A 15648-nucleotide genomic window follows, 5' to 3' on the forward strand; every position below is an offset into this window, starting at 1 on the left:
CTGTGCGATGTCCCAAACAATTAAGAATATTTGCAAAATCAATACATCTAAACTCACCGACTACATTCTAGAAATCAGATATCCATTTTACAAAAAGCTAGATATAAACACGAGCTTAACATTTGAGTGCCCATTTACAGCTCTAGTTGGTCCAAATGGTTCTGGCAAATCTTCTGTTCTCACATCCCTATATGGCGCAGTCAGAGGAAATTCACTAGGTGACTTTTGGTTTTCAACCGATTTAGACCCAATTGTCAGCGATGATGGTAGTGGTCCCGCACGGTTTATATATAAGTACACCCCTAAAGGAATGAAGACAGAAGCCGAAGTTATCAAGCTTCGTGTTCGTTCAGCTCGCCAAGGCAGACGTGAAGACCCTGATTACTGGGAGACAGCTAGGCCAAGAATGGCTGACAATATGTCAAAATTGTCGTCAGATATTAGACTTGATGAAAAGCCGCATCGAAATAAATATCGTTGGAAGGCCGCAAATAAACCTGTGATATTTGTTGATTTTCGCAAAGAACTAAGCGCTTTTGATACTTCATTTTACTTTCATGATATTGGGAACAACCCTCACTATCACAAAATTCAAGATTACCTTAGAGACCGTTCTAAGTCACTAAGCCGTATGTTGGAACAGCCCCATCAGTTGCCTAGAAAATGGCATAGCCAATCGGTTGGTAAAATAGAGTATTTGACAACTGAGCAACTGCAATGGTGTAACAAGATCTTAGGGAAAAGCTACAAAGCAGCTAAGAGAGTTAAACATTCTCTATTTGGAAACCTCGGGTATTCAATAATCTTTGAAGACACAGCTCATCAATACAGTGAAGCAGCTGCTGGCAGCGGTGAAGTAGCAGTAGTTAATACTGTATGTAGTATTTTGTCTGCCCCCCATGGTTCGCTGATACTCCTGGATGAACCCGAAGTATCGTTACATCCTGGTGCTCAGCATGAACTGCGGAACCTACTATTTGAGATGATATTGACCAAAGAAGCACAAGTTGTAATATCGACTCACTCAGAGCATTTTTTAAAGGGTTTGCCAAACAATGCCATAAAAATGTTTAACAAAAATCCAACTACCCGCTTATTTCAAGTTTCAAACTCATGTTCTCCCGAACAAGCATTTAGTCGCCTGGGTGGTATTTCGGAATCAGCAAACAAAATATATGTGGAAGATGAATTGGGAAAAATTCTTCTAGAAGCAGCACTAAAGGATATCGCTCCCTCTATATTAGACAACTACACTGTTTTACCTTATCCCGGAGGAGCAGATACAATAATTAAGCAACTTCCTGTACACTTTGCTGTAACTGACGATATGAGTAAAGACTTTGTTATGCTCGATGGAGATAAAAGGAAATCGGTAAAAAGAAGGCACTCTCACAAATATAAACCCCTCATCGATAGTGGAAAGTTGGTAGTTAAGTCATACAGTGAAGATATAAGCAAGAGTGAATATAGAAATTTAAACAATATACTCAGAAAGCAGACCGGAGTTAGGGGTAGTACATTCTCTCTACCACTTAATGGGGGCAATGCTCCAGATGAAATAAAAGAAAAACAAGCTATTTATTTCAAGTTGAAAATATTAGACCAATATCATGACAAATTTCATTTCATTAACACAGATACCCCCGAGGAACTAATTTGGGAATGTTGCAATAACACCATTGTTGATGTAGATAGTATATCTAGAAAAACCAAAGACTATAAAGAAAGATTTGAGCTTGCCGCCGAGGAGCTGTTTGGAGAAAAAGAAAGTTGCTCGCAATTAATCATAAATACGCAAAAAATATTTCTAAATCAAAGAAACAGAAAACACCCTCTTTGGGAAGAATTACTGAATATCCTTCAGGAAAAGCTTAGCTACTGATTAATAATCAAGTCACTCATAGTCAACCTGCTATGAGTGACTTAATCCGATTTATAAGTTTCTTACCTAGTTCTGGAGGAACAGCATTACCTATTTGTCTGGCCTTTTCAGTATTGCTTCCTTCAAAATCAAACCAGTCTGGAAACGATTGCAGTCTCGCAGCATGCCTTAGCGTAATACCATGATTTAACCATGGGTGAACGAATCTTCCTTTCGATGGATTATTGCAACCAGTGGTAATAGTATTGCTAGGTGTATGAATCAAGATTCGCCCGTATACATCCTTATGCCCCTTATAGCCATTGGAATGACAACGCAATCTATGTTTGAGACCTGCATCTTCCCTACTACCATTAAGTGGAGTATCTTTGAATCTCTCTACCATTATTTCAGTTGGTAACATATGTACATCACATGGATCATTGGCTTTAAATGGCTTGCCAAATTCCAACTCATCTAATAGTTTATAGATATGCTCTTTAGAGGGTTTTCCACTGTACTTCGTTTTAAAATATTCTTTCCAATAACGAGAGTATAGCTTTTTGGGAACAGGCTCAAACACACTAGATGCTGTCTTCCATTTAGGTTGGTTATTGGAGGTATGTGAGAAATGTGTTGGTTTAGGGGGAAAGTCAAAGCTTTCACATGTTATATCTTTTCTAACACCAAGAATAAATACCCTTTTTCTATTTTGTGGAACCCCATAGTCTTTGGCATTTATGATATCACAAAATATTACGTCATACCCAGCGTCATTTGACGATGCTATAAATTGATTTAAAAAAGATTCATGCCGTTTCCAAAGTAAACCAGCAACATTTTCAACTAAGAAAGCTTTAGGCTTAAGCTTATCTACAAATTCAAAGTACCGAAGTAACAACTTATTCCGAGGATCATTGACACCAGCATTATTTATGCGGTGTGTAGAAAATCCCTGGCAAGGGGGGCCGCCTAAAATGATATCAAGCTCACCTTTATCTAAGGATAATGATTTCCGTAATTCTTCTGGGTCAACATTGTTAATATCACCAGCAGTTTTTCCTGCCCTGACATCAATTTTTTTGCCTTTTTCTTCAATGAAATTCTTTATATAAGTATTGGCTGCAGATTGATCAAACTCTACAGCAGCCAATACTTCCACACCAACTTCTAAAGCCGCAAGTGTGAAACCTCCTGCACCAGCAAACAAATCAATGGCTCTAACTGTCATCAATACTTCTCTATTAACTTTTTGGGCTCATTCTATCATCTACAATAGAAAAATCATTTGAATTAGCTCTAGTCTACTTGTAAATGAGCGCAATCTTTTAGGCTGCTTATGGAATCAAAAAAGCCCCAGCATTTCTGCTGGGGCTTCGAATGTGGCGGTGAGTGAGAGATTCGAACTCTCGATACGTTGCCGTATACACACTTTCCAGGCGTGCTCCTTCAGCCACTCGGACAACTCACCGTATTTTGTAGTGTTGGGACTTGCTGTGCCAACGAGGCGCTAATTTAATGATTTACCGGGGGTTGGTCAAGCAGATTTCTTAAAAAAGTTGCCCATTTCGGTTTGATTGAACACTAATTAGCTATTTCTAACAAACTTTGATCAGATCGTTGATTTATCAAGCGCTTTGGATGTAGCCCGGAACACGGAACCACTTGCGGCATGCATCAACAAAGTAGCCATAAAGAACACCAAGAATGCAGTAGCCAACTAGGTTACCGCTCACAGCCGTTAGAATCTGCTCTGATGTTGCGCCGATAGAGATCAGGATTAGTGCGTATACAGGTGATTGGAAAGCAACGTAAGCGATGATATCGCTCACCTTCTGTGCCAATTCACTGCGGTGTACACGGCGGCCTGTGCGAAGTGCCCAATCACGGAACACACCGTAAGGCATCGCAATGGCGATATTTACTGGGATAGAGAGCATACGAGATGCAAGAGACTGCTCGAAAGACATACCCGAAATCATGACTTCAATAATCATGCCTGCGATAAAGCTGAACACTACCATCGCAAAAGTATCCGCTGCAAAGTTACGCACGCAGAACACACCTTTTAGTTTCATCGACTAACTTACCAAATAAAAAACTGCACATAAGGAAAATTTACAAAACAATCCACCAGACATTTACACACCTACCAGATTGGAGCGCTATTAGACCACACCAATGGTAGAATTAGATTTCAAATTTAAAATAAAGTGATGAATATATAACTAGATTTGAATGCAAAACTAGAGAGTTTCGCTAGGCAGGTAATTTTGCTTAGATGAATGGTTGGTAATTGATAAAAAAGGGCAATAAATGCCCTTTTTTAGAATCTATAAATCAGTCACTTAGAGGGTTCAAGGTGAGATAGTCCAAATCCTCTTGGGCTGGCAAGAGTTGGTTGTCGAGTGCAGCTCCAATGCGCTCTACGACTTCCAATGCGTCACTGTTTTTTTGCTTCTGGCAGTTAATACGCATTTGCTTAATGGCATCATTGGCTTTTTCAAACGATTGGTTCTCGACGTGTACATAGAGATCCACCAGTAATTGCTCAAAGGTCAGCCCTGCTGGTTGGTGAGGCTCTACGGGTTCGTGCTGTACACGCGAAACAGCGTTTTTAAGACGGTTAGAGTGCATCAAAAGCACATCGTCTAGCTCGGTTTCATCGATAGGTTTGGCAACAATATCGTCTACCCCCGCTTGCATCATTTTCTCGCGGGTTTCTTTAAACACGTCGGCGGTACAACCGATGATCAGCGTCTCGCTGGCAGGTTTTGGCATCAAACGAATTTGTCTGGTGGCTTCTATGCCGTCCATGACAGGCATATGGTTGTCCATTAAGATCAGGTCGAAGGATTGTTTAGCCATGATATCTACCGCTTGCTTACCGTCTTGCACTGAAGTCGTAGCAAAACCTTTACCTCGCATGAAGGCATCGATAATCATGGTGTTAGTGCGATTGTCTTCCACGATAAGCACGGTTAGGCCGTCGCAGTTCACCGAAGTATTCGCGGTCACCTCTTTGACTCGGGCTTCACAAGGTTCAACGGCGATTTTTACGTAAAAGCTTGAGCCGACACCTTCTTCACTCTCAACCTGTATATCCCCTTGCATACCCAAGATGATTTTTTTAACGATGGCTAGACCTAGCCCCGTGCCGCCAAACTTACGAGTGGTGCTGGTTTCCGCTTGTTCAAATGGTTTGAAGATACGTTTTTGCGCCTCTTCAGATATCCCGACACCTGTATCACGGATTTGAATCGACAAATAAGTGGTGCCGTTAAGTGTCTCTTCTTTTAAATAAACCTCGACAAAGCCACGGCTAGTAAATTTGATGGCATTGTTAAGCAAGTTAAACATCACCTGACGAATGCGAGCTTTGTCAGAGTTGTACCAGCGGTTGTCAGGCAGCTCTGAATGAATCTTAAAGTTGAGGCCTTTTTCAGAAGCTAAGGTGTGATAAACACTTTGGATACTGCCAACGATGGCCGCCATCGCAAATGGCGCTTTCTCAAGCTCCAATTTACCCTGCTCTATTTTGGAGAAATCTAGGATTTCATTAAGCAGGGTCATCATGTGCTCGCCAGAGTCATAGAGGCTGTGAAGCAATTTCGATTGCTGCTCATCCAGTGGTGTTTTTAGCAGGATTTGTGCAGTGCCTAGCACACCATTCATAGGTGTTCGGATTTCATGAGATAAGGTCGCCAAAAAGGCGGTTTTGGCCTTGGTTGACGCCTGAGCGCGAACTTTCTCTTCTTCAAGAAATTGTGTTTTTTGGTCGAAACAGTCAATCAGGTGCAAGATCTCATCATCTCGCTTATAGAGCATATCGATTTTTTGCCCTGCCGGTGTGTTAGAGACTTTATCTGCAAGCACTACGATAGGGTCGATAAGGTTGCGGCGAATAAGGTAGTAGCCAGCCATCACACCAATCAATAGCAGGGTAAGAAGAATCAGTTCAAGGTCGGTCACCAGATCAAATGCTTCCTCGGCCACTTTACGTTGCGAGTTGATAACGTCTATTTGCCACTCAAAAGGGCCAAACGATAGCGAGGAAACATATAAGTTATCTGACAGACGGAAGTTGTGCTCGTGAATACTATTACCCAAGGCATCTTTTAATAATACGCCCAATCGGTATTGATTGGCTTGCCATTGCATCTCACGCACAATCGCATCAAGGGAGATATCTACCGTGGCAACGCCCTGAAGTTCACCTTGTTTGTAATAAGGCGTGGATGCGGTGATCATCTGCACGTGAGTATATGGGTCAATGTACACTTCTGACCAATCGACCTGCCCAACGCTCAATCTTGCAGCTCCGGTATACCAAGCTTCTAGGTTATAGCCGTTAGACTGAGGGTTGTTCCATGAAGCGATTCGATCCACACCACCATCTTCACGTTTGTTGTAAAACAGGCTATTGAGGCGAACGTTTTTGTCCAGTACGTAAGGTTCTGGCCAGATCCCGCCGCTGACCACGGCTTTATCACTATGCACGATCACTTTTGCAATCAGTGGCGGCAGGGTTTCTTTGGTAGGCTCATTTTCAATAATGGCGACTAAGCTATGTAGTGAACCGAGTGAGCGTTCAAGAGAGAGTTGGAGATTGCTGGCCAGCAGTTCGGTTCTTAGATCGAGGTTTTGTTCCAGCTTACTTCGGATCGGTTTTTCCACCACAAAGTAGGTCAAACTGCCAAATGTCGCGATGAACAAACACAAGTAAATCCCCAGTGCAAAAATGCTTCTCTTCTTCAGTGAAGACCGAATTTCCATAAACCTAACCTGCCTAGCGTTAATCACTTTCTTGTGCTGGATGTAATCTAAATAAACAATAGCTTATGGAGTCTATTTTTGAAACTTGCGGATATTTGTCATGTCTCACAGTGACAAAAATTTTGCGCTGATCTTCTGGATAATTTGAGTCGTGTTAGCTTATTGACCAATGGTACGACCGCATCGCTTAAACAGTCCCTGCCAATACTGGACATGGTCTAAGGTGGCTTGGCGAAACTCTTGATGATGTTTTGAAATTGGATGGGTGTAACCAATCACCATAGGTGGCTGGAAGAGATTAAGATTGGGCTCAAGATCATAATAATAACTATCAAGCTCGGCGAGGTAGGGCTGAATTTTAGCCACAAAGCCTTGGTTAAATACATTGTTGAGGATGGTAAAACGGCTTCTATCTCGGTTTTTACCACAGTGAATTTGGCTATCATTGGCTCTAAGCTGGCGAGTGGTGAGGTTTAGCCAATGCGTTGCATGCTGCAATGAGTGATCCAGTCGCCCTAACACAGGCAATTTTTCTAACTGTTCTTGGAGTGGAGCTACTTCCCCCACCCCGTTAGATAAAGCAAGGTTTAGCGCCTCTAACACACCAGTAATCTCGCTCACTTGCGTCTGGTGTTCTGCTGTTAACCAGATTTGCCCGCCTAACTGTTTTTGCATCGCTTTACTAGTCAATAGCAGGTTGTGTTGATAGCTGTTTAACTGTGCCTGTTTCAGGAGATAGCTGTGTTTAAGTGACGTCTCCAGCTCATCTGTTAGCGTGCCAGATGCTAAGCAAACCTCTATACCAGCAATCAACTGGCGCTGATAATCAAACAGTCGAAACTGATCCTGTACCTTACCTAAAATTGAATTGCGATCAGCAATGAGACCAAACAAGCCGCACTTGCGCAGTTGATAGCTATCTAACAGGCCGATGGTCACCGGTTCTATGTCGATATGCAACGCCCTCTGAGGCGGCAGAGTTGTCGGCTCAAAGGTTGAAGCTATAACAGGTTGCTCCTGAACACGGGCGATGCGCTCAATATAGTCTTGGAACATATTGAGGGTGGGATCGCTGCATCCTGCAATAAATACACTGGTGATAACTAATATACGTTTCATATTTAAAGCATACGCTACCAGCTAAACTTAGATCGAACTCTTTGCAATGCTTTGGCGATCCTCTCTTGTCTTGCTACACTATCGACCAATATTAGCGGCAAGCTTATTGATGCCGCAGTCAGACGCAATTAAGGATTCTATTTTGACATTACAAGAACTGCTCAACCACCCTGACCTAGAAGGCAAACTGCTCACTGAAGGCCAGATCCGTGGTTTTGTTACCGCAATGGCAGCAGCACCTAACCTACTTATGCCACAAGAGTGGTTAGCCTTTCTTTGGGGTGGTGATGAGCAAGCACCGTTCACCGATGGTGCTCAGCTAGAACAGTTCGCAGAGTATGTGATTGAGATTTGGAACCAAGCACGTCCAGCGCTATTGGAAGGCTCTTGGCAATGGCCACAAGGCTGTGCTTTAGATGAAGAAGAAGTGGTGAACACGTTCGCACGTGAGTTTAGTGAAGGTCTACTGCAAGGCTGGACACTCGCTCGTGACGACTGGGAAACCCTAATGCCAGAAGACAGCGAAGATAACGCCCTACTTGGTGGTGTGCTACTTTCTATTAGCATGCTTTACGATCCAGAAACGGCAATGGCAACACTGGCTGAGCAAGGCATTGAAGGATTGGAGCAATTTGAAGAGATTTTCAATGCGATTCCTATGATGCTGTGTGGCCTAACCCAGCGTGGCGCTATGTTGGTTGACGACGAGTAAGTCATTTTAATAAAAAATCCAGCAGACTAACAATAAGACCTCATATGAGGTCTTTTTTCGTTTAGCGCATTATATTTATCAAGATTCAGGGAAGAGGTACTTGGCATGAAACGCCAAATGTTCATCGATAAAAGTCGAGATAAAATAGTAGCTATGGTCATACCCTTGCTGCATTCGAAGCTCTAGATCAGCGCCCGACTGACGAGCCGCAGCAACTAACGCATCCGGCTTAAGCTGCTGTTCCAAAAACTGATCTTCGTCGCCTTGGTCAACTAAGATGGCTAGTTTGCTGTGCGAGTTTTTGATCAACTCACAGGCATCATAAGCCTTCCAATGTTCAGTATCTGACCCTAGGTATGCAGTAAATGCCTTTTGCCCCCATGGAACTAAGCTAGGCTGGGTAATCGGGCTAAATGCTGAAATCGAACGGTATTTAGTTGGGTTTTTAAGCCCTATAGTTATTGCACCATGGCCTCCCATGCTATGGCCCGAAATCGCTTTGACTCCAGTGACAGGGAAATTGGTTTCAATCAGTGCAGGCAGTTCATCGACAACATACGAATACATCTGATAATGGCTTTGCCAAGGTTGCTGGGTGGCATTGAGGTAAAAACCGGCCCCTTGTCCTAAGTCGTAACCTTCATCGTCGGCAACGCCTTCGCCTCTTGGGCTTGTATCAGGGGCGACGATGGCAATGCCCAATTTTGCCGCTTGTTTGAATGCCCCAGCCTTATGCATGAAGTTCTCATCGGTGCAAGTGAGCCCAGATAACCAATACAATACCGGTACTGGTGTCTCTGGCGTTGCATTCGGTGGAAGGAATATGGCAAAACGCATGTCGCAATTTACCGTCGTTGAGCGGTGGGTAAACTGTTGCTGCCAGCCACCTGCCACTTTGTTTTGACTAATTTTGCTCAGTGTCATTACGGCTCTCTTATTAAGAATCTAAGAAAACAATCGCTGCTAATAGAAGCAGCGATGGTACAAATGGCAATTTATTTATCCATGTGAATAACGGTGCGAATGCTCTTACCTTCATGCATTAGATCAAACGCTTGGTTCACATCTTCCAGACCCATAGTGTGGGTGATGAACTCTTGCAGACCAAACTCACCCGCCATGTAACGATTGACGATTTCTGGCAGCTCAGAGCGACCTTTCACGCCACCAAATGCACTGCCTCGCCAAACACGTCCCGTCACTAGTTGGAAAGGGCGCGTTGATATCTCCTGACCTGCACCAGCGACACCGATGATCACAGACTCACCCCAGCCTTTATGACAGCACTCAAGCGCTTGGCGCATCACGTTGACGTTGCCGATACATTCGAAGGAGTAATCAACTCCACCATCGGTCATTTCGACAATCACTTCTTGGATCGGTTTGTCGAAAGATTGAGGGTTAATGACATCCGTCGCACCGAGCTGCTTCGCAAGCTCAAATTTACTTTCATTAATATCGATACCAATAATTCGGCTCGCCCCCGCCATACGAGCACCGATAATGGCTGACAAGCCAATGCCACCTAAGCCAAAGATTGCGACAGTGTCGCCTTGCTCTACTTTTGCCGTATTGAGCACCGCCCCCATCCCTGTGGTGACGCCGCAGCCAAGCAAACAGACTTCCTCAAGAGGCGCTTGTTTGTTTACTTTTGCGAGCGAGATATCTGGCAGCACTGTGTATTCAGAAAATGTTGAACACCCCATGTAGTGATAGATAGGTTGACCGTCTTTGTAAAAACGAGTGGTGCCATCGGGCATTAACCCTTTACCTTGAGTTTCTCGAACCGCTTGGCACAAGTTGGTTTTGCCTGATTTACAGAACTTACACTCACCACATTCTGCGGTGTACAGAGGGATCACATGATCACCCACTTCAACGCTGGTTACGCCCTCACCTACCATTTCGACAATACCACCACCTTCGTGGCCCAAAATTGATGGGAAGATCCCTTCAGGGTCATCACCGGATAAAGTAAATGCGTCCGTATGACACACGCCTGTCGCCACGATTCTGACCAATACCTCACCTTTCTTTGGTAGCTGTACGTCTACTTCTTCCATTTTAAGTGGCTCGCCTGCTGCCCAAGCGACCGCCGCTTTCGACTTGATGAATTCCTGACCAGGTTTGATATCTATTGCCATGTTGCAATCCTCTAAACTTGCTGTGGGACTCTGCCTTCGCCCATCATTTGCCAAAGCAGACCGATGTTTAATTCACTACAAGTTTAGTCGCTGCTCACAAAATGATAATCCCGTTAAATTTAGAATCACTATTACAAATGTGTAATAATCAAACTTCATGGGTTATATGAGATAGCAGATGGCTAATTGGGAAGGGGTAACAGAGTTTGTCGCTGTTGCCGATACACACTCTTTTACTCAGGCGGCAAAGCGCCTAAATACCTCGGTTGCACAAGTGAGCCGCCGGGTTGCCATTTTAGAAGAACGACTTGCGGTAAAGCTGCTGCACCGTACTACTCGCAAAGTTTCTCTCACAGAAGCTGGTGGGCTCTATTATCAGCATTGTCGTAGTCTGGTTGAGGGGTTAGAAAATGCAGAGCTGGCGGTCACTCAAATGCAAACTGAACCTAAGGGCTTAGTTAAAGTCACCGCTCCTGTTGCGTATGGTGAGTCCCATATCGTGCCCCTATTGAACGAGTTTCTTGCCACCTACCCACAGGTAGATCTCGACCTTCACTTATCCAATCAAAAAATGGATCTGATCGAGGCTGGCTTCGATGTAGCAATACGACTGGGAAGGCTAGAAGATTCGTCTTTAATTGCCAAAAGACTTGCGTCAAGACAGCTATACGTATGCGCTACGTCAGATTACTTAGCGCAATATGGATTGCCCCAAAACCCTTCAGAGCTTGAACAACATAACTGCCTGGTCGGCTCATCCAGATATTGGCACTTTAGGGGCGACAAACCGATTCGTGTTTCTGGCAGGGTTCACTGTAACTCAGGTTTTGCGCTAGTCGATGCGGCAAAGCGCCATCTTGGAATGATTCAGCTGCCTGAATACTATGTCAGGGAAGCTTTAGATAGCGGTGCATTGATTGAAGTATTAAGCGAGTTTAGGCCCGAAAAAGAAGGAATTTGGGCTCTCTATCCACAAAATCGTCACTTATCACCCAAGGTACGGCTATTGATCGACTATCTGGCAGAAAAGCTTGGTCACTAAGGCTTCAAAATATCAAATGCCCTGACGTAAAAAAGCCGCTTACATAAGCGGCTTCTACAGTTATTTGGCTCGGCTTAGCTCAATGAATCAAGCATTACCTTTTACCGTCACGTTTAGCGACTCAGCAAAGTCCAACATGCGGTTAAGTGGGATCAGTGATTTTTGGCGTAGCGCTTCATCAACAAAGATTTCATGCTCTTCGCTGTTGCCTGTCAGTGCACTTTCAATGGCGGTTAAGCCATTCATTGCCATCCAAGGGCAGTGAGCACAGCTACGACAAGTAGCACCTGCGCCAGCAGTAGGCGCTTCCATCAGCTCTTTCTCTGGTACCAATTGCTGCATCTTAAAGAAAATGCCTTTGTCGGTCGCAACAATGAGCTGCTTATGAGGAAGCTCTTTTGCCGCTTTGATCAGCTGACTGGTTGAACCAACAGCATCTGCAAGCTCTACCACACTTGCTGGTGACTCTGGGTGAACCAACACAGCCGCTTCAGGGTAAAGAGATTTCATCTTGCGCAGCGATGCTGAAGAGAACTCGTCATGAACAATACATTCGCCTTGCCATAGCAACATGTCTGCACCAGTTTGGTTGGCAATGTATGAGCCAAGATGGCGGTCAGGACCCCAGATAATTGGCTTGTCTTCGGCATCTAGGTGCTCAACAATTTCAAGTGCGATACTTGATGTTACTACCCAATCTGCACGTGCTTTTACTGCCGCAGAAGTATTGGCATACACCACCACAGTGTGGTCCGGGTGTGCATCACAGAATTCGCTAAATTTATCCGCTGGGCAGCCAAGGTCCAGCGAGCATTCCGCTTCAAGCGTTGGCATCAAAATGGTTTTTTCTGGCGTTAGGATTTTTGCAGACTCACCCATAAAGCGAACACCAGCAATGATTAAGGTGCTAGCTGAGTGACGGTTACCAAACTTAGCCATTTCAAGAGAATCACCGACAAAACCGCCTGTTTCTTCAGCCAGTGCCTGAATTTCTGGGTCGGTGTAATAGTGGGCAATTAGAACCGCATCACGCTCTTTAAGCAGCGTTTTGATGTTTGAAATGTGGGTTTGTTTTTGCTCATCCGTTAGTGGTTGAGGCTTAGGAGGAAACGGATAAACCGTATCGATCTTATCTAAAATATGCGCCATTGCTTTAGCTCTAAGCTACTTCCTATAATCCGGGTATTGTACACCGTTGAAAGCCAATTGGTATATTAGAAACAAGTCGTAGGCGTCCTTAGGGTATAAAAAAAGCAGTGATACTCTCACTGCTTTCTAGTCACCTAAGACTAAAGGCGCTCTTTCGCCAACTTTGCGGCTGAAGCATTTGGATACTCTTCAATCACTTGCTGGAAGTATTTCTTCGCTGCGTCTGGGTTCTTCGCTCGTAAAGCGATATCCCCTAGTTTCAATAGTGCGTCAGCACGCTTGTTAGAGTCTTTGTACGCTACAACGGCAGCAAAACTTTTCACTGCTTGCTCATCTTCTTGTTGAGCAAAATATAACTGCCCAAGCCAATAGTGTGCATTTGGCATGAACTTAGAATCTGGGTAAGCGGCTTGGAACTCTTTGAAAGCCACGACGGCACCAGCGTAATCACGCTTTTGCAGGATCAGATCAACCGCATCTTGATAAGCCGCAGCTTCATCTTTGTTGGCGGTATAAGTGCCACTTGTTGCAGGCGTTTCTGTATCCGTGATGGGTGCTACTTGATTGGTTTGCATCTGTTGACGCAAGTTATCAAGCTCTAAGAAAAGTTCTCGCTGACGATCAACCATCTTTTTCATTTCATGGCTGTTACGCTCGACTTCACCACGCAGTTGACCCACCTCTTCATTGAGCTGGTCGATTTGGTTTTGCATTTGGATCTGCAATTTAGCGCGATTTTGAAGCAAACGTTCTAGACGTTGTACGTCAGTTTCAGGAGATGTGGTGCGGGTGGTAGAAACTACCGTAGTTGATTCGCTCAGATCAGATACTGGAGCTGGTGCAGCGAACGCAAGGTTCGCTGCACTTGCCAGTAACGTAAGCGTAACTACTCGCTTAGAGTTACTGAACATAGGATTCACCTATTAGTATACAAGAACTGCGCGGCGGTTCTTAGCGTATACTTCTTCGCTTTGACCTAGAAGAAGAGGACGCTCTTCACCGTAGCTCTTGATTTCGATTTGGTCAGCTTGAACACCTAGTGCTTGTAGGTATTTCGCTACTGCTTCAGCACGACGCTCGCCTAGTGCGATGTTGTACTCAGGAGTACCGCGCTCATCTGCGTGACCTTCGATCTTAACTTTGATTGAAGCATCTTTGCTGATGAATGCCGCATGTGCAGCTAGCATGTCTTCGTAATCAGAAGAGATAGCAGAGTTGTCGAATGCGAAGTAAACTGTTTGAGTTTCACGAAGCTGCTGCTCTTTAAGCTCTTGCTCTGTTAGCTGAGTTTCACCCGCTAGCGGAGTTGTTACTACTTCACTTTGCGCTTGGTTGTCTGTTTGAGATGCGTTAGAAGCATCTGCTGCGTTGTTGCTTGAGCTACATGCAGTCACTGCTAGAACAGGTAGCGCAATTAGAAGCCCTTTAAGAACTTTATTAAGTTGCATCGTTTTCTTCCTTATTGTGTCCGAAACTATGTGTTTATTTCAAAAATGGTGACCAAGCTGGCGCACGTACTCGCCCATTGGTAGCTGGCAATCTGGCTCTAAAACGACCATCGATAGACACCATAGAAAGTACGTTTTGCTTTCTGTACATGGAACTATAGATGACCATACCACCATTAGGCGCAATGCTTGGGGACTCGTCCAGCTGAGTATTAGTTAATACTTGAACTGCACCGGTTTCCAAATCTTGCTTCGCCAGATTAAACCCACGATCGTTTCGATTCACCATTACTAGGTATTGCCCGTCCGGTGTAATCTGTCCCGCCAAGTTCTGACTGCCTTGCCAAGTTAAACGGTTGGTCGCACCGTCTAACAAATTTACTCGATAAATCTGTGGTTTACCACCCCGATCCGAGGTAAAGATCAAGGAATTACCATCTGGGTACCAGAATGGTTCAGTATTATTCGCTCGACCGGTAGTAATTTGATCCATCTTACGTGTTTCTAGATCCATCACATAGACTTGTAGGCTGCCTGTTTTAGACAAGACCAACGCCAACTTCTTACCATCCGGTGAGAATCGTGGCGCGCCATTGTGACGAGGGAATGACGTTAATTTCTCTCGTGTCCCTTTATAAAGGTCCATGATGAAGATTTCCGCCTGATCATTTTCAAAGCTAACGTACGCCAACTTCTGCCCATCTGGTGACCATGCAGGCGACATTAGTGGTTGCGTTGAACGAAGCACTAAACGCTCGTTGTAACCGTCATAATCTGCGATACGAAGCTGGTAAGGATGTTTGTCTCCATCCTTCACCACCACATAAGCGATACGTGTTAGGAAAGCACCTCGCTCACCAGTCAGTTTTTCATAAACCAAATCTGAGATACGGTGTGCATATTCACGCAGGCGCTCACCCGGTACTGTAGCACGCTTGGTAAACAGTACGTGGTCTTTAGACAAGACAAGTTTGTTGTCAGCGCCTAATGCTTGGCTTTGCCCACCCGTTAGCTGACCACGAACGACGTCAATAAGTTCATATTCCACCACATAATTGCCTTCGGCATTTTGGGTGATGGTGCCTGTTAGTAGTGAGTCTACGCCAAGCGCTGTCCACGCTGAAAAATCAACATCTTCATCGTTATAAGGCGTTTGAGGCATTTTATTTGGCGCAACAGGGCTGAATTTGCCACTGCGCTGTAGATCAGATGAAATCACCGCACTCACATCGTGAGGCAGTTTGGTTGATCCTTCCCATTTGAATGGAACGATGGCGATGGGTCTTGCTGAATCCACACCATCAGTGATCACCAACTCCAAGGCAGCATGGGCAAATTGTGTCATGCCTGCCCACATAAATATTAATCCGATTAATAAGCGTTTAATCACGGCTCAA

Annotated in this window: 13 protein-coding genes and 1 tRNA gene; 3 read left to right on the top strand and 11 right to left on the bottom strand. The window is 44.5% G+C overall.

The window, feature by feature from the left end; translation table 11 throughout:
- Window positions 1-7 precede the first annotated feature (7 nt).
- Window positions 8-1882, top strand: a complete 1875-nt coding sequence (locus tag J4N39_RS09325) for an ATP-binding protein (RefSeq protein ID WP_252018428.1) — start codon at window positions 8-10, stop codon at window positions 1880-1882.
- Window positions 1883-1904: 22 nt separating this feature from the next.
- Here J4N39_RS09325 and J4N39_RS09330 read toward each other — a convergent pair whose 3' ends face one another.
- The 5 genes from J4N39_RS09330 to J4N39_RS09350 form a co-directional block, all read right to left on the bottom strand.
- Window positions 1905-3092 carry a DNA cytosine methyltransferase gene (locus tag J4N39_RS09330; RefSeq protein WP_252018429.1) on the bottom strand — a complete coding sequence of 396 codons (1188 nt, stop codon included), beginning with the start codon at window positions 3090-3092 and terminating at the stop codon, window positions 1905-1907.
- 152 nt (window positions 3093-3244) lie between these two features.
- Window positions 3245-3332: transfer RNA gene (locus J4N39_RS09335), tRNA-Ser, on the bottom strand.
- Window positions 3333-3489: 157 nt separating this feature from the next.
- The gene (locus J4N39_RS09340; RefSeq protein WP_252018430.1) at window positions 3490-3939 is read right to left on the bottom strand and encodes an L-alanine exporter AlaE; all 450 of its coding nucleotides are present in this window, start codon (window positions 3937-3939) and stop codon (window positions 3490-3492) included.
- Between the two features lie 262 nt (window positions 3940-4201).
- Window positions 4202-6637, bottom strand: coding sequence for a hybrid sensor histidine kinase/response regulator (locus tag J4N39_RS09345; RefSeq protein ID WP_252018432.1), 2436 nt, complete (start codon window positions 6635-6637; stop codon window positions 4202-4204).
- 159 nt (window positions 6638-6796) lie between these two features.
- On the bottom strand, window positions 6797-7756 hold the full coding sequence (locus tag J4N39_RS09350; RefSeq protein ID WP_252018434.1) for a DUF3080 family protein: 960 nt from the start codon (window positions 7754-7756) through the stop codon (window positions 6797-6799).
- A 142-nt stretch (window positions 7757-7898) separates the two neighbouring features.
- Here J4N39_RS09350 and J4N39_RS09355 point away from each other — a divergent pair, with 142 nt between their 5' ends.
- Window positions 7899-8468 (top strand): UPF0149 family protein, encoded by a 570-nt coding sequence (locus J4N39_RS09355; protein ID WP_252018436.1) that lies wholly within the window; start codon window positions 7899-7901, stop codon window positions 8466-8468.
- Window positions 8469-8546: 78 nt separating this feature from the next.
- Here the strand turns inward: J4N39_RS09355 and fghA are convergent, their stop codons facing one another.
- Both fghA and J4N39_RS09365 read right to left on the bottom strand, forming a co-directional pair.
- Entirely contained in the window at window positions 8547-9392 is an 846-nt protein-coding gene (fghA, locus tag J4N39_RS09360) for an S-formylglutathione hydrolase (protein WP_252018438.1), read from the bottom strand.
- Window positions 9393-9463: 71 nt separating this feature from the next.
- Entirely contained in the window at window positions 9464-10612 is a 1149-nt protein-coding gene (locus J4N39_RS09365) for an S-(hydroxymethyl)glutathione dehydrogenase/class III alcohol dehydrogenase (protein WP_252018441.1), read from the bottom strand.
- Window positions 10613-10790: 178 nt separating this feature from the next.
- Here J4N39_RS09365 and J4N39_RS09370 point away from each other — a divergent pair, with 178 nt between their 5' ends.
- On the top strand, window positions 10791-11654 hold the full coding sequence (locus tag J4N39_RS09370) for a LysR family transcriptional regulator (protein ID WP_252018443.1): 864 nt from the start codon (window positions 10791-10793) through the stop codon (window positions 11652-11654).
- A gap of 87 nt (window positions 11655-11741) precedes the next feature.
- On the opposite strand, the gene nadA is transcribed toward J4N39_RS09370, so the two are convergent.
- The 4 genes from nadA to tolB all read right to left on the bottom strand — a co-directional run bounded on the left by nadA (window position 11742) and on the right by tolB (window position 15641).
- On the bottom strand, window positions 11742-12803 hold the full coding sequence (nadA, locus tag J4N39_RS09375) for a quinolinate synthase NadA (RefSeq protein ID WP_252018445.1): 1062 nt from the start codon (window positions 12801-12803) through the stop codon (window positions 11742-11744).
- A gap of 140 nt (window positions 12804-12943) precedes the next feature.
- Window positions 12944-13714: a tol-pal system protein YbgF gene (ybgF, locus tag J4N39_RS09380; RefSeq protein ID WP_252018447.1), complete on the bottom strand. Its 771-nt coding sequence runs from the start codon at window positions 13712-13714 to the stop codon at window positions 12944-12946.
- Window positions 13715-13726: 12 nt separating this feature from the next.
- The gene (pal, locus tag J4N39_RS09385; RefSeq protein WP_252018450.1) at window positions 13727-14251 is read right to left on the bottom strand and encodes a peptidoglycan-associated lipoprotein Pal; all 525 of its coding nucleotides are present in this window, start codon (window positions 14249-14251) and stop codon (window positions 13727-13729) included.
- Between the two features lie 34 nt (window positions 14252-14285).
- Window positions 14286-15641, bottom strand: a complete 1356-nt coding sequence (gene tolB, locus J4N39_RS09390) for a Tol-Pal system beta propeller repeat protein TolB (protein ID WP_252018452.1) — start codon at window positions 15639-15641, stop codon at window positions 14286-14288.
- Window positions 15642-15648: the final 7 nt, after the last annotated feature.

Origin of the sequence: Vibrio sp. SCSIO 43136 (genome assembly GCF_023716565.1) — a bacterium.
GTDB lineage: Bacteria > Pseudomonadota > Gammaproteobacteria > Enterobacterales > Vibrionaceae > Vibrio.

What these genes read in the sequence shown, in the direction of transcription:
- fghA (WP_252018438.1), bottom strand. Translation starts at nt 9,392, where the DNA reads ATGACACTGAGCAAAATTAGTCAAAACAAAGTGGCAGGTGGCTGGCAG.
- pal (WP_252018450.1), bottom strand. Translation starts at nt 14,251, where the DNA reads ATGCAACTTAATAAAGTTCTTAAAGGGCTTCTAATTGCGCTACCTGTT.
- J4N39_RS09370 (WP_252018443.1), top strand. Translation starts at nt 10,791, where the DNA reads ATGGCTAATTGGGAAGGGGTAACAGAGTTTGTCGCTGTTGCCGATACA.
- J4N39_RS09330 (WP_252018429.1), bottom strand. Translation starts at nt 3,092, where the DNA reads ATGACAGTTAGAGCCATTGATTTGTTTGCTGGTGCAGGAGGTTTCACA.
- J4N39_RS09325 (WP_252018428.1), top strand. Translation starts at nt 8, where the DNA reads ATGTCCCAAACAATTAAGAATATTTGCAAAATCAATACATCTAAACTC.
- J4N39_RS09345 (WP_252018432.1), bottom strand. Translation starts at nt 6,637, where the DNA reads ATGGAAATTCGGTCTTCACTGAAGAAGAGAAGCATTTTTGCACTGGGG.
- J4N39_RS09350 (WP_252018434.1), bottom strand. Translation starts at nt 7,756, where the DNA reads ATGAAACGTATATTAGTTATCACCAGTGTATTTATTGCAGGATGCAGC.
- J4N39_RS09340 (WP_252018430.1), bottom strand. Translation starts at nt 3,939, where the DNA reads ATGAAACTAAAAGGTGTGTTCTGCGTGCGTAACTTTGCAGCGGATACT.
- nadA (WP_252018445.1), bottom strand. Translation starts at nt 12,803, where the DNA reads ATGGCGCATATTTTAGATAAGATCGATACGGTTTATCCGTTTCCTCCT.
- J4N39_RS09365 (WP_252018441.1), bottom strand. Translation starts at nt 10,612, where the DNA reads ATGGCAATAGATATCAAACCTGGTCAGGAATTCATCAAGTCGAAAGCG.
- ybgF (WP_252018447.1), bottom strand. Translation starts at nt 13,714, where the DNA reads ATGTTCAGTAACTCTAAGCGAGTAGTTACGCTTACGTTACTGGCAAGT.